This window comes from Alphaproteobacteria bacterium, from assembly GCA_016699305.1.
GTDB lineage: Bacteria > Pseudomonadota > Alphaproteobacteria.
Map to the genome: position 1 here is coordinate 1,793,442 of CP064970.1, position 13,825 is coordinate 1,807,266.

General features: G+C 52.1%; 15 protein-coding genes. 5 read left to right on the plus strand and 10 right to left on the minus strand.

The genetic code is table 11. The annotated features are described in order from the left end of the window. Nucleotides 1-3: 3 nt before the first annotated feature. From IPI58_08565 to IPI58_08585, 5 genes are all read left to right on the plus strand, one after another. Nucleotides 4-1,017, plus strand: coding sequence for a hypothetical protein (locus IPI58_08565; protein ID QQR68867.1), 1,014 nt, complete (start codon nucleotides 4-6; stop codon nucleotides 1,015-1,017). After that, nucleotides 1,017-1,853, plus strand: coding sequence for a hypothetical protein (locus tag IPI58_08570; GenBank protein ID QQR68868.1), 837 nt, complete (start codon nucleotides 1,017-1,019; stop codon nucleotides 1,851-1,853). Before IPI58_08565 ends, IPI58_08570 begins: the two co-directional genes overlap by 1 nt. Before the next feature lie 72 nt (nucleotides 1,854-1,925). Continuing rightward, nucleotides 1,926-2,159, plus strand: a complete 234-nt coding sequence (locus IPI58_08575; GenBank protein QQR68869.1) for a hypothetical protein — start codon at nucleotides 1,926-1,928, stop codon at nucleotides 2,157-2,159. Between the two features lie 15 nt (nucleotides 2,160-2,174). Beyond that, the gene (locus IPI58_08580) at nucleotides 2,175-2,846 is read left to right on the plus strand and encodes a structural protein P5 (GenBank protein QQR68870.1); all 672 of its coding nucleotides are present in this window, start codon (nucleotides 2,175-2,177) and stop codon (nucleotides 2,844-2,846) included. Then, entirely contained in the window at nucleotides 2,846-3,085 is a 240-nt protein-coding gene (locus IPI58_08585) for a hypothetical protein (GenBank protein ID QQR68871.1), read from the plus strand. Before IPI58_08580 ends, IPI58_08585 begins: the two co-directional genes overlap by 1 nt. Before the next feature lie 155 nt (nucleotides 3,086-3,240). Here IPI58_08585 and IPI58_08590 read toward each other — a convergent pair whose 3' ends face one another. From IPI58_08590 to IPI58_08635, 10 genes are all read right to left on the minus strand, one after another. Then, entirely contained in the window at nucleotides 3,241-5,466 is a 2,226-nt protein-coding gene (locus IPI58_08590; GenBank protein ID QQR68872.1) for a copper-translocating P-type ATPase, read from the minus strand. A gap of 12 nt (nucleotides 5,467-5,478) precedes the next feature. After that, entirely contained in the window at nucleotides 5,479-5,763 is a 285-nt protein-coding gene (locus IPI58_08595) for a metal-sensitive transcriptional regulator (protein ID QQR68873.1), read from the minus strand. Between the two features lie 144 nt (nucleotides 5,764-5,907). Continuing rightward, nucleotides 5,908-6,138, minus strand: coding sequence for a hypothetical protein (locus tag IPI58_08600; GenBank protein QQR68874.1), 231 nt, complete (start codon nucleotides 6,136-6,138; stop codon nucleotides 5,908-5,910). A 115-nt stretch (nucleotides 6,139-6,253) separates the two neighbouring features. Continuing rightward, entirely contained in the window at nucleotides 6,254-6,481 is a 228-nt protein-coding gene (locus IPI58_08605; GenBank protein QQR68875.1) for a DUF2933 domain-containing protein, read from the minus strand. A gap of 12 nt (nucleotides 6,482-6,493) precedes the next feature. Further along, complete coding sequence (locus IPI58_08610) at nucleotides 6,494-6,985, minus strand: hypothetical protein (protein ID QQR68876.1); 492 nt, start codon at nucleotides 6,983-6,985, stop codon at nucleotides 6,494-6,496. Nucleotides 6,986-7,009: 24 nt separating this feature from the next. Next, on the minus strand, nucleotides 7,010-7,894 hold the full coding sequence (locus IPI58_08615) for a hypothetical protein (protein QQR68877.1): 885 nt from the start codon (nucleotides 7,892-7,894) through the stop codon (nucleotides 7,010-7,012). Nucleotides 7,895-7,905: 11 nt separating this feature from the next. Further along, nucleotides 7,906-8,391, minus strand: a complete 486-nt coding sequence (locus IPI58_08620) for a hypothetical protein (protein QQR68878.1) — start codon at nucleotides 8,389-8,391, stop codon at nucleotides 7,906-7,908. Between the two features lie 11 nt (nucleotides 8,392-8,402). Beyond that, a complete protein-coding gene (locus IPI58_08625) occupies nucleotides 8,403-11,525 on the minus strand; it encodes an efflux RND transporter permease subunit (protein ID QQR68879.1) in 3,123 nt (1,040 codons plus the stop codon). Between the two features lie 33 nt (nucleotides 11,526-11,558). Then, nucleotides 11,559-12,551: an efflux RND transporter periplasmic adaptor subunit gene (locus tag IPI58_08630; GenBank protein QQR68880.1), complete on the minus strand. Its 993-nt coding sequence runs from the start codon at nucleotides 12,549-12,551 to the stop codon at nucleotides 11,559-11,561. Continuing rightward, a complete protein-coding gene (locus IPI58_08635; protein QQR68881.1) occupies nucleotides 12,551-13,786 on the minus strand; it encodes a TolC family protein in 1,236 nt (411 codons plus the stop codon). Before IPI58_08635 ends, IPI58_08630 begins: the two co-directional genes overlap by 1 nt. Nucleotides 13,787-13,825: the final 39 nt, after the last annotated feature.

Consider the following 13,825-nt stretch of genomic DNA (forward strand, 5'->3'; position numbering starts at 1 on the left):
AATATGACTTTACGCTTCATTGATGGGTTTGAACATTACACCATTCCTACGGATCTAAACCAAAAGTGGAACAGCTATGGACAGGCTACGACATCCACACCCATAGGGCCAACGACGGGTCGGCGACCAGACTCAACCGCACTGCGCATTCGCAACGATCAGGATTGGGTTTCCCTGACGTTGGATAACCAAAGCACATGGTATGTTGGCTTTGCTATGTATCTTTTTGGCAATGAAACGGGAGATGTGATCCGTTTCTATGACAGTGATGGCAACACGCAATGCTACGTCAATTTGACATCAGCCGGAATTTTCCAGCTATATCGTGGTACAACGCTCATTGCCTCCAGTAGTAATTCCATTCCAAACGGTAGTTGGAATTTTATTGAAGTGCGTTTGACCATTGCTAATTCTGGCGGTGTATTTGAAGTTCGTGTCAATGAACAGGTTTGGGTATCTTTTACAGGAGATACACAACAAGCCACATCAATCACCACAGCAAACCGCATCATCTTTTATGGCCGTGATGTTAATGTCGCATATGACGATCTTTATATTTGCGATGGCGCGGGTAGCACGAATAATACTTATCTCGGTGATGTCCGTATCGACACGGTACGCCCTAATGCTGCAGGAAATTATGCCGACTTTAGTCGCCAAGGTGGGGCGGCCAACTGGGAAAACGTTGATGACACGCTGATTGATGCCGACAGTACCTATAATTACAGCAATACAGTGGGACACAAAGACAGTTTTGATTGTGCTAATCTTCCCAGTATCACAGGGACAGTATTCGGTGTTCAAGTTTCCCTGAGCGCACGCAAAGATGATGCAGGATCCCGAACCCTTCGTGCGATCACACGACTGGCTTCAACTGATTATGAAGGGGGCGATCTTGCCCCTGGCACAGATTACCGTTTTTTCCGCCATATCTGGGAGCAAAACCCGAATACATCTGCGGCATGGACAGAGACGCAGATCAATGCTGCTGAATTTGGGTATAAGGTTCAGGCATAATGACAAAGCTCTATATTTCGAAGTCGGGTAGTGGTTACACGCCTGCGACCATTCGTGGGGCATGGGATAAGACCACTGATCATGTCGTGCGTGGATTGCATACAGCGCAGGATTTGGCTGGCATGGGCGGCCCCATCTCGGTTGCGTCACCTGAAGCTACCGCGACAGCAGATTACGAAAACCTACTTATCCGCGCGGTTTCATCGCCGCTTTCTGCTGATCATACTTTTGGCGGTACGCTAAATGTGATGTTAGGCGCGCAGGAATCTACCGCCGATGCTGATATGGCATTTTATCTGCATGCATTCGTTACCCAAGGGGACACTGATAATTTACGTGGTACGCTTCTGGCAAATTATGCCGACCCCAATACCAATGAATGGGGAACAACAGCCCTTGGTAAAGCACTTACGGCGGCACAGTCCTTACTGGCTGTTGCTGCGCTGGCAGGTGACCGCATTGTTGTGGAGATCGGCTACCGATCCCGCAATGTGACCGCGAGCAGCCGGACGGGAACTTTGTGGCATGGCGGCAATGGATCTGATCTAACAAGCGGTAGCAGCCCATCTGCAGGTATTGGCTATGTCGATTTCTCAGATACCTTTGCGCTGGTTAACAATCCGACAGTGCGCTTTAGCCAGGTTGCACTCGAAAGCATTCGCCGTCCTGCACAACCCAATCTTCATGTTACCCAGATGCCAATCGAGGTTTTGCGCCGCCCATCTACCCTGAACATGAGGGTTGGACAAATGGCCATAGAAGTCGTTCGGCGTAACGGCACACCACCTGCCAGTGGCGGAGGCCAAAACGGCATGCTGATTGTCGTCGCTGGATAATCACGAGGAGAACACATGAGTCCAAACAATATCAACCCTGCCTTCAACAGGCGGGAACAGGAGAATGTGCCCATGACAGAGCCAGAATACTTTCGTGCCATCGGCAGGCTGGAAGCCCAAGTCCAGACTCTGACCACGGCCATTACTGAACTGAAAACAAAAGTTGATGGCATGGATACGAAGTTGGTTGATCTCGACCGCATGGCTAACCGCTGGAAAGGCGGGTTTGCCGTAGTTCTGGCGCTGGGTGCTATTTGCGGTGCGCTGCTGGAACAATTTTCAAAGGCTTTTTTTATCAACCGCTGACAACAGGAGAGAGACATGACAGCAGAAACAAAAGGGCGTACACCACGTGGCATCCGCAATAACAACCCTGGCAATATCCGGCGCAATGGTGATCCTTGGCAGGGCTTGGCGGAACGCCAGGGAGATGTAGAATTTTTTACGTTTACATCCGCCATTTACGGCATCCGAGCTTTGGCACGCACATTGATTACCTATCAGGACAAGCACGGCCTGCACACCATTCGGCAAATTATCAGTCGCTGGGCACCTCCCGTTGAAAACAATACCAATGCCTATGTTCGGTCAGTTTCGGCAGATGCAGGGTTGGATGAAGACCAATCGCTCAATTTACATCGCTTCGACCATCTTTTTCTACTCACCAGGGCAATCATCTATCATGAAAACGGTCAGCAACCTTATACCGATGCCCAAATTACAAAAGCGCTGGTACTGGCTGGTGTAGAACCTGAAGCACCCAGTCTGCAGAAAACTCGCACCGTCAAGGGCGGACAGGCCGCCACAGCCGCCACGGCGGGCCTTGGTGTGGTCGAAGCCGTCCAGCAGACCATAGATCCTGCACGCGATGCGCTGGTGGGACTGGTGCCGTACCTGGAAGTTGCCAAATGGCTGCTGTTGGCCGTGACGCTTATCGGTATCGGCGTGATGCTGTGGGCGCGTATCGATGATCACCGCAAGGGGCTACGCTAATGTGGGCGATCATCAAAACCTGGCTTTCCGGAAATGCCCTGCGCCTTATCGGATGGAGCGTGGCGGTATTGTCGGTCAGTGCCGTTCTACTAGGTGTGCGCCAAGCTGGCCGTAATGCTGAACGTGTCGATCAACTCAAAAAATCATTGGAGATTAAAGATGCTCAATTGCGTGCCACGCTGGATGCTCCCCGTAATCGTAGCGAGCTTGTTGACCGCCTGCGCAGGGGTAAACTCTAACCCCGCCTGCGTTTGTCCACCGATCAAAGAATACAGCCGCGAGTTTCAACGTAAGTTGGCCGATGAAATTGAAGTTGTACCAGCGGATGCGGTGTTTCCAATAGCTATACAAGATTATTTTCTATTGCGACAACAACTCAGATTTTGCAAATAGATTAAATCTTAATCTTTCGTAGTCTTAGTGAGTTTGCAACTACCGACACTGAGCTGAGAGCCATCGCTGCCGCCGCGATGATGGGGCTGAGTAAAAGGCCGAACATGGGATACAAAACCCCCGCCGCCACAGGAACACCTGCCGCGTTGTAAATAAAGGCGAAGAACAGGTTCTGGCGGATATTGCTCATCACCGCTTCGGACAGTTTACGGGCTTTGGCAATGCCCATTAAATCGCCTTTAAGAAGGGTTATGCCCGCGCTTTCCATGGCCACATCTGTGCCTGTACCCATCGCAATGCCGATATCAGCGGCAGCCAATGCTGGTGCATCATTAGTGCCGTCACCCGCCATGGCAACGATGCGGCCTTGCTCGCGCAGTTGTTTGACGATGCGGCTTTTGTCTTCAGGAAGGACTTCGGCTTCCACTTCATCAATTTCTAGTTTGCGGGCAACCGCCTGCGCCGTTGTCTTATTGTCACCTGTCAGCATTACCACGCGGATTCCGGCATGGCGCAGCTCTCTTATCGCTTGATGGGTGGTTTCTTTAATAGGGTCTGCGATCGCCAAAAGCCCTGCTACCTTACCATCAACGGCGGCAAAGATAACCGTCGCACCGTCTTGTCTTAATTCATCTCCTTGTTTTTCAAGGGAGGCTACGTCGATCTTTAACTCGGCCATCATCTTGATGTTGCCAAGCGCAATCGCATGGCCATTTACCTTGCCGACCACGCCTTTTCCAGTCGGGGAGTCGAATTCCTCGGTCTTGGCGATGGGCAATCCTTTTTCTTTGGCGGCTACAACTACAGCATGCGCCAAAGGATGTTCGCTTGATTGTTCCAGCGATGCCGCATAGGAGAGAAGGTCGTCCTCGGATATTCCCACGGCGACGATCTTCGTCACCTTCGGCTTACCCTCCGTCAGGGTGCCTGTCTTATCGACGACCAGCGTGTCGATCTTTTCCATACGCTCCAAGGCTTCGGCATTCTTGATCAGGACGCCCGCCTGTGCGCCGCGCCCCACGCCAACCATAATCGACATCGGCGTGGCCAGACCAAGGGCGCAAGGGCATGCGATGATCAGAACGCTGACCGCCGCGATTAACCCGTAGCTTAAAGCCGGAGACGGGCCGAATATCGCCCAGACGACAAACGCCACGATAGCCACAAGCATGACGGTGGGAACGAACCATGCAGAAACATGATCGGCCAGACGCTGAATGGGCGCGCGGCTGCGTTGCGCTTCGGCGACCATCTGCACGATGCGGGAAAGCACCGTATCACCGCCCACGCGCTCCGCCTTCATGACGAAGCCGCCCGTTTGGTTCATGGTACCTCCGATCACGGCAGCATCCTTCTCTTTCATAACAGGCATGGACTCACCCGTTACCATCGATTCATCCACGGCGCTTTTTCCTTCGATAATGACACCGTCAATCGGCACGGCTTCGCCTGGGCGTACGCGTAAATGGTCGCCTACATGTATATGGTTCAGCGGCACATCTTCCTCTGTTCCATCAGCATTGATCCGCCGTGCGATTTTGGGCGACAGATTGAGGAGCGCACGAATTGCGCCACCCGTTTTCTCTCGCGCCCGAAGTTCCAAAACCTGTCCCAAAAGCACCAGAACAGTGATAATAGCGGCGGCCTCGAAATAGACCGGAACCGAGCCGTCCATACGCCGGAAGCCTTCAGGGAAAACATACGGCGCGAATGTCGCCATCATGCTGTAAAGCCATGCCATCCCCGTTCCGATGGCAATCAGCGTGAACATGTTCAGATTGCGCGAAACGATGGAAGCCCAGCCGCGCTCGAAGAACGGTTTTCCGGCCCACAGCACCACGGGCGTCGCCAGCGCCATTTGAATCCAGTTGGAAGTAGCGCCCGTCACAAAATGCATGTTTGTAAGGTGCGCGCCCATCTCTAACGCAAAAACGGGCAGAGTTAAAGCAACGCCAACCCAGAAACGGCGGGTCATGTCGATCAGCTCGTGGCTTGATCCTTCTTCGCCCGTCATAACCTCCGGCTCAAGCGCCATACCACAAATCGGACACGATCCAGGCCCAACTTGACGGATTTGCGGGTGCATCGGGCAAACGTAAATCGTTCCAGCCGGAGCCTTCGTTGCGAGTTTTTTGGGTTGATGATCGTGCATCGCGCAGCAAGATCCATGGATTTCTTTCTTTGCTGGCGCGTGATGCTCGCGATGATGGTGCGAATGATCGGTCATGGCTGATATTCCTTATTCGTCAAATTTTGAAAACAGGCTCGTCACTTCCTCGATGGATTTAAGGCGGCTGGCCTTGTCGCCGCCCTGCATGGCGCTGACAACACAGGACGACAAATGGCGGCGCAAGATTTCCGTTTCGATCCCTTTGACCGCCGAACGCACCGCCCGTAGCTGCGAGAGGATTTCAGGGCAATAGCGTTCTTCTTCGACCATCTTTTTGACCCCCTCGATCTGGCCCCCAATACGGTTTAAACGCTTGATCTCCGCTTCATGGGACGGGTGTTTAAGGTTTGCCATCGACTTTCTCCGCTCAATTAGTATACCTTATAGGGGTATATAGTATTGAATATCCTACAATCAAGCCCCAAAAAAACAGCCTGTCGAAGCTTTCCGGCAGGCTTTTCTTTCATTTAAGGAAGTACCATAGGAATTAAAGTTTAATCAGGATGCTTTGTTCATGGTGTCGAAAGGCTGCCCGTAAACGCATTTTTTGTACTGATCGAGATTGATCACGCCTCGTCCACGCATTTGCTTGCATTCCTGGCTATTATACTTAGGCATCTGATTATTGGTGGCGGTCGTAGTCGTCGTTGCGGCGCAGGCAGATAAGAGTGCTGTCATAGCCAGCAGCCCGCCGAAGCGAAGCGATGTAAGAGACAAGTTCTTAATCATGATGGACTTCTTTCTCAGTGAGTTGACTAGACGAGGTATTCGTCTAGTCAATAATACGTTTTGAAAGCATCAGCCCCTGAAGAAAGGCAAAGTATTTTTATGGCTGGACGCCGTATTAGTCTTCCTTCTTGTCGCCGTGATCGTGCCTATGTCCAAAAATGTGCATCAACGGACAGGCCAGCAGAATAAGATAAGGCAACGCCACCGCTAGATGTGCCAGATGCGCGGTCAAAAGATAATAGCTGACACCAGCCAAAGCCAAGATCAGAGCGACACCTTTCCATGAAAGTATCCACGATAAAAACCCTTTGTGGTCATGTGCGTAATGTTTTTTGTGGTGCATGACGCTTCCTCCTTAATGGTGTTGCTGGTGATTTTCATCGTTCTTTGAGGATGGATTCAGATCTTTTGGGCCCTCATGCATCATCATGCCGTCTTTCATATCCATACCTTCTATATGTTCATGCTTCATTTCCGGCATCGGGCTGCTAGCGAACTTGTCAAAGTTTTCTTTGCTTTCGAAGTAATACGTCATGCCATGCGTATCCGCGCCAATAACGGCGTTAGCCTTATCGACGGATTTTCCGCTCACGGGGTCGGTTGCCGTACGTAAAGAGATGTCGTTTTTTAGTTTATCGGCACACATTGGACAGCATCCATAATAGGTCTTTCCTTCGACCTCAATCGCAATTTGCGGCTTGTCGAAGACCTTATTGTTCATCATGCACACATATTGTGCCTCAGCTGGTTTTAGCCAATCCCCATCATGCGCATGGCCATTCTCTGCTGCCATGGCGGGAATGAATGTGGTTAAAGTTATTAACAATCCCAGTATAAACGTTTTCATGATTATTCTCCTTTGTCTGTTGATTTATTCCACGGTTATGCCGAATGGCGCGAAGATATCCTTCCCGCCGATGCGAACCTGGGCAAAGAGCTTCACGAAACCAGCTTTTTCAGGCTCTATATGAAACTCCAGCTTCGGCCCACCACGCTCGGCATCACTCGTCGGTTCCTTGCCCATAGGATGGACGTGGAGGACGGAATTATAATCCTCGGTGAAGCCGACGACATGAGCAAAAGCGCCCATCACAGGCTCCAATCCGGTGAAAGGCTGTCCGTCCTTAGTGATGACGACATTTGCCATCACGGGAGCGCCTGCTTTGGGTTCGCTATCCAAAGCCAGCGTAAAGGTATAGTCATCAACCGTTGTCACCATGCTCGTGGCTTTATCGATGCTGGCCTTTTCCTTGGCGGGCGCACCTATGTCGGTTCGCGCATATTCCTGTTTGCCCGTGACGACGGGGATCACATCCGCCCAGACACGATAACTGTCGTTCTTCAAAGGTGTGAAGTCGAAGACGTACTCGTCAGGATTTTTACCCGCAACAGGATGGATATGGTGGTAATCAGTCAGCGTCGGATCAACGATCAACAAATGCAGTTTTTTGGTATGAGCCTCTTTAAGGTCGTCGAGCGTCAGCGGCTTGCCATCAGCAATGGCATTCAGCTTTACAGTCATTTTCGTCGTCTTTCCGGCCTCTAAGGAGGTGGCAGGCTCAAGCGTTAGTTTAACGGAATTTTGCGCGGCCATGGCTTTCGTATTCTCGCCGCCATGCCCCATCGCATCGTGAGATATGCTTTCAGAGGTAGAGGATGCGTTCGGGCCGTGACTGCTCGCATGATCGCCAGCGGCATATGCTGCGGCTCCTGTGGTCAGAATCGTGGTGACGATTAATGCGTGAAGTAATTTCATTTTTGGTCTCCTTATTTTAAAGCAGCTTCGACAAGTTTTAGTGCACCCTGGCTTTTTTTAAGTTCAACCAAGGTTTTATCGATATTCCTATCGTGAGTGGCGACATGAAAATCTGTCGTCGTTTTTACAAGTTGTTTGAGCGCACTGGATAAACGAGTCTTTTTTTCTGGCTCGATATTTGCCGCATCGCTTTCAAGAAATTTAGCCGCTTCGTCGATGTGCACCGTGACATCATGTAACTGATCCATCATTTTTCCATCAGAAAATAAGTCAGCTCTATGCTTGCTGACAGCTTCATCCATAAACGACACGCCGTCACGCATTACTTTTAAAGCGTCGTCTTTGGTTGTTATCTGTGTTGCCATGTCATGAACAGCGGAGGGTTCATGTTGGCCGTGTTGCTCCGTTTTTGAGTGATCCTCGTCGCCATGAGAAAAAGCAGGCTGTTGTAATCCCGTTAGCGTGAGTATGGCGGTAGCAAGTAGTAGTTTTTTCATGATGGTCTCCTTCATTGAGTTATGGCTTGGGGTAAGAGGGTTGAGATTGGCTTTTTACCAAATTTCCAAAACACGAGCGGACGCACCGTCAAATCAAGCAATGTGCTGGAAAACAGACCGCAGAAAATAACAACGGCAACGGGATGCAGTAGTTCACGACCAGGTTCGTCGGCAGCGATTACAAGCGGGATGAGGGCCAAGGAGGCCGTCAGCGCGGTCATTAACACGGGGATGATCCGCTCGGACGTGCCGCGATAAACCATGCCCAGATCAAACTTCTCGCCCTCATGCTCCATCAGGTGGATATAGTGGGCGATCATCATGATGCCGTTACGCGCGGCAATCCCCGTCAGCGTCACGAATCCGACCATGGTGGCAATAGAAAACACCCCGCCCGACAACCAGACACCGATCACCGCGCCGATAAAGGCGAGCGGGATAGAAACCATGACCTGTAAGGCAAGATTGGCGCTCTTGAAATGGACATACAACACCATGAACATGCCAGCGAGCGAGAACAGGCTTAAAAGCGCGATCAGGCGGGAGGCGCTGGCCTGGCTTTCAAACTGTCCGCCATAAGTGACGTAATATCCTTGCGGTAAATGCACCTTACTATCAATGACCGATTGTACTTTTTGAACAACGCCTACTAAATCGCGGTCGGAAACATTGGCTTGAATGACGATGCGGCGCTGGGCGTTCTCACGGTTGATGATGTTCGGCCCCTTGGCCTCCTGCACCGTTGCGATAGCTTGAAGCGGCACGACATTCCCGTCTTTGGTATCGACTGGAATCTGCTTGATAGCCTCGACATCGTTGCGAGCAGCGTCCGATAGGCGCATGACGATATCATAGGTGCGCTGCCCATCCAGCACTTGGCCGACAGCCTTGCCCTGCATGGCGAGTTCCGCATATTCGGCGGCTTCGCCGGATAACAGTCCATAGGACGCCGCTTTTTCACGATCAAACAGCACATGAACTTGCGGGATCAGGACTTGTTTTTCCACGGACAGATCGACCACGCCTTCGACTTCGCTCATGGCTTGACGGATTTCTTCGGCCTTGGCGCGTAGCACGTCAAGATCGGTGCCGAACAGCTTGATGGCGATTTGGGCGCGAACACCGCTCATCATATGATCGATGCGGTGGGAGATCGGTTGACCAATATTGACGGCGATACCAGGAATTTCATCTAGACGGTTACGGATATCAGCCAGGATATCGGCGCGGGAACGCTCGGATTCCTTCAACTCAACCTCGATCTCGCTGGAATGCACTCCTTCCGCATGATCGTCGCGCTCGGCGCGGCCCGTGCGTCTGCCTGTTTCGGAAGCTTCTGGCACCTGACGGATCAGGTTTTCCGCAATCGTGCCGATGCGGTTTGACTCAGCCAGACTGGTGCCAGGCGGCGTCAGAATATTGATGGTCACGGAGCCTTCGTTAAATTGCGGCAAAAACTCTTTACCGAAGAACGGCACCATCGCCAGTACGCCAAAGGTTATTAAGGCCACAAATGTCAGCACCATCCGGCTATGAGGGAAAGCGAAGTTCAAGACACCCTTTTGCACCGCCTTGATTTTGCGTATCAGCCATCCATCATGTTCGTCGCCCATGCGTTTCATATTCGGCAACAGATAAGAGCAAAGCGCGGGCGTCAGTGTCAAAGAGACGAACAAGGACGCGACGATGGACGTGATGTAAGCAATACCGAGCGGCAGGAAAATCTTGCCCTCAATACCGCCCATCGCAAAGAGCGGGATGAAAACCAGCACAACGATGATGGTTGCGAAAACGATGGAGTTTCGCACCTCGCTGGAGGCTTCAAAGATCACTTGGACAGGGTTGCGGGGTTTTTCGGCATGGCGGTTTTCGCGCAGGCGGCGAAAGACGTTTTCAACGTCGACGATGGCGTCATCTACCAGTTCGCCAATGGCGACGGCAAGGCCACCCAAGGTCATGGTGTTGATGCTTAAGCCGAAATATTTGAAGACGATGGCCGTCAAAACAAAGGAGAGCGGAATGGCGGTCAAGGTGATAAACGTTGTGCGGAAATTGAGCAAAAAGAGGAACAAGACAATCGCCACCAGAATGGCACCGTCACGCAAAGCCTCTTCTACATTCTTGATCGCCCGCTCGATAAATGTGCCTTGTTTGAATATCTCGCTGTGGATTTTCACACCTTCGGGCAGAGTTTTCTGGATGCTTGCCAGTTCAGCCTCTACCGCTTCGGTGAGTTTGATCGTATCGGCACCAGGTTGCTTTTGAATGGATAGGATAACGGCGGACTGGCCATTGACACTGGCATCCCCGCGTTTGGCGAGCGGCCCGCCGAGCTTGATATCGGCGACCTGATCGAGGGTCAGCGGCGTCGGGCTGCCATTGTCCTGGGGTAGCGGCGACTTTGCCAGATCTTCGAGGGTCTTTACCCTAGCGACGTTGCGGATCAGACTTTCCTGATAATCCGATAGCAGAAATCCACCCGTGGCGTTGATATTCGAGCCTTCAATCGTGGCCTCGACGTCATGCAGCGTGACGCCGTAGTTTTTAAGCTTTAAAGGATCGACCAGAACTTGATATTGTTTGAGTTCCCCACCAATCACCGATACCTGAGATATGCCGGAGATGGAAAGAATGCGGTTGCGGATATCCCACTCGGCAATCGTGCGCAAATCCATGCCGCCGATCTTGGGGTTTTCACTGGTCAGACCCACTAGCATAATTTCACCCATGATGGACGAGATCGGCCCCATGACGGGTCGGACATCTTGCGGCAGGGTTTCTTGCGCCTGTTGCAGCTTCTCGGCAACGATCTGGCGGGCGGTGTAGATGTTCGTATCCCAGCCAAATTCAACCCAGACAATAGAAAGACCGATGGCGGAGGCCGAGCGTACACGCTCAACCCCCGTCGATCCATTGACCGCCGTTTCAAGCGGCCATGTAACCAAGGCTTCGACTTCTTCCGGTGCAAGCCCCTCGGCCTCGGTGAAAATCGTTACCGTCGGGCGGTTAAGGTCGGGAAACACGTCGACGGGCAGTTTGCTGATCACAAATACGCCATAGACCATCAGCAGAGCCGAGGCCGCGACGACCAACAGCCTGTTCTTCAGAGAAAAATGAATAATTGCGTTCAGCATTTTATAATCCTTTGGTCACAGGTCATGCGGAGATCAATGCTCATGACCGTGGCCGTCGTCTTCTTTTTTGCCTTCCGTCGCGGCGGGATCTTTTTTAGGTTCAGTCGATTTGGCGAATTGCAGCTGGTAATTTCCAACCGTCACGACCTCTTCGTCGGGAAACACGCCCTCCAGAACCTCGCGCTCGGCTCCGAATTTTGCACCCAATTTGACGCTGCGCCGCTCGAATTCATTGCCATTGCGAACGAATACGAATTGTTCGCCGCTCTCGCCGAGGATGGCTTTTACGGGGACGGTTAAAATATCGGCAGGCTCGCTGACTTCAATTGAGAGAACAACTTGCATATTGGCAAGTAGCTTGCGATCTGGATTTTCAACCAAGGCATAGACGTTGAGCGTGCGGCTGCCACGATCATAGGCACCATCCATGCGCTGCACTTTTCCCTTGAGCGGTGTAGCGCCGATCAGGCTGCTATTGACACTGACATTCTGGTCGACCTGAACCTTGGCGACATCCGGCGTTTCATACATGACGCCCCGCACTAAAACTTGGGAGGAATCCCCGATTTCCATCAATCCAGCCTCCGGCGTGACGGATTGACCCAGAACGACGTTCTGCTTGGTCACATAGCCATCAAGAGGCGACGGTATGGACACCGGAGAGCTGCCGACGAAAATCGGTTGGGTGGTCAGAAGGCTCTGGCCTTTGGTAACTTTTTCACCGACCTTGACGTGGATTTCCGAGATACGGCCCGCCGCCCGCGACGTGGCGATGGCTTGGCGTTCCGGCAAAAATTCGACGATCCCGTTTACATCGACCGTCGTTGCCCGTGGCGCGATACTCGCTTTCACCGTCTGGATGCCAAGGTTATTAATCGCCGTCTCGGATAATTGTATACTACTCGTTACCTGAACAGTTTCTTCCGTCCCTGGTGCGGCGGCATGGTCTTCGCCTTCATGGGCAATAGCGGGCGTAGACAATCCAATGACCGCGACAAGGGCCGATGTGATTAATAACTTTTTCATTATCTGACTTCCTCTATTTTGCCGCCCAGTTCCACTTCCAAAGCGCCGCGTGCATTGACGGCTTGCGCCAAGGCATCAAGTGCCTCATTTTCGCTGGAGAGCAGTTTTTCCCGCACCTGCCAGACTTCGAGCGCATCCGCCTGTCCCTGACGGAACATGTTGCGCGTCAGATCATAGGATTTGCGGTAGCCAGGCAGGATGCTATCAAAGTAACTATCTGCGCGAGCCTGAAGCGCCGTTGCGCTTTGCTGTAATTCGCCGATCACGTCCTGCTGAGGCAATCCGGCGTAAAGATCAGCCTCAAACTTCGCCTGGCGCAATTCGGCATTTGCCCGTTTGCGCTCTGCATCATTCTGGTTCCATAGCGGGATTCGTAAGGCGACACCAACCCCATAGGACTGCTCATCCCCATTAGGAGAACGCGAATAAAACACACGCGGCCCGAACTCCGGCATGGCGGCATCCTGCTGGGCAACGCTCAAACGATGCTCCGCCGCCTGGATACGGTTTTTGATCACGTTTCTAAGGTTGGATTGCGTCTGCGCGAAAGTGAGGAGGCGCTCTGTATCTTCTGGGACTGCCACAAAGGTTGGACGTTCCAGCTTCGCTTGCTGAAAACTGCGTCCCGTCAACCGCGCGAGTTCGGTGCGCACCTGGCGCAGCTCCGCATCAACCGCGTTGGCGTCCGCCCGCAACTTGGCAGCATCCGATGAAAACAAATGAGAAGCCGCTGGGCTGGTTTGGCCTTGTCCCGCCGACTCTTTTACCAATTTTTTCATCTTGTCAGCATCGTTCGCGTAACTCTCATAGAGTTTTTTGCGTTCGGAGAGCAGCCAGACCTGGGTGTAAAGCACCGTGGTTTCGTTGATGACCTTCAGGATTTCGTATTTCTGCTCTATGCTGGCCACATTCGCCAGAGCTTGGGCATAGCCGCCGCGTGCGCCGGATAGCTGGGAAAACTTCAAAGGCTGGGTGAATTCAAGATCCGTTCCTGTGCCACCTTCGCCTTTATCACGGACGACATCAACCTGAAGCTCAGGGTTATCCAGCAAAGTGGTTTCCGTGGCATCCGCCATTCGATCTTCGTAGTCGCGCTGGACGCGGAACAAGCTGGTGTTCTTTTGCAGGCTTTCCTTGATGACCTGATTAAGGGTCAATGCGGAGGTTTCAGCATAAGAAGGTGCGGAGAACAGGAGCGCCACAATCGCTAATTGCCATATCACTGATTTCTTCATGAATATTTCCCGCCCTTTTGCTGGTCTCATGAAGGTAAT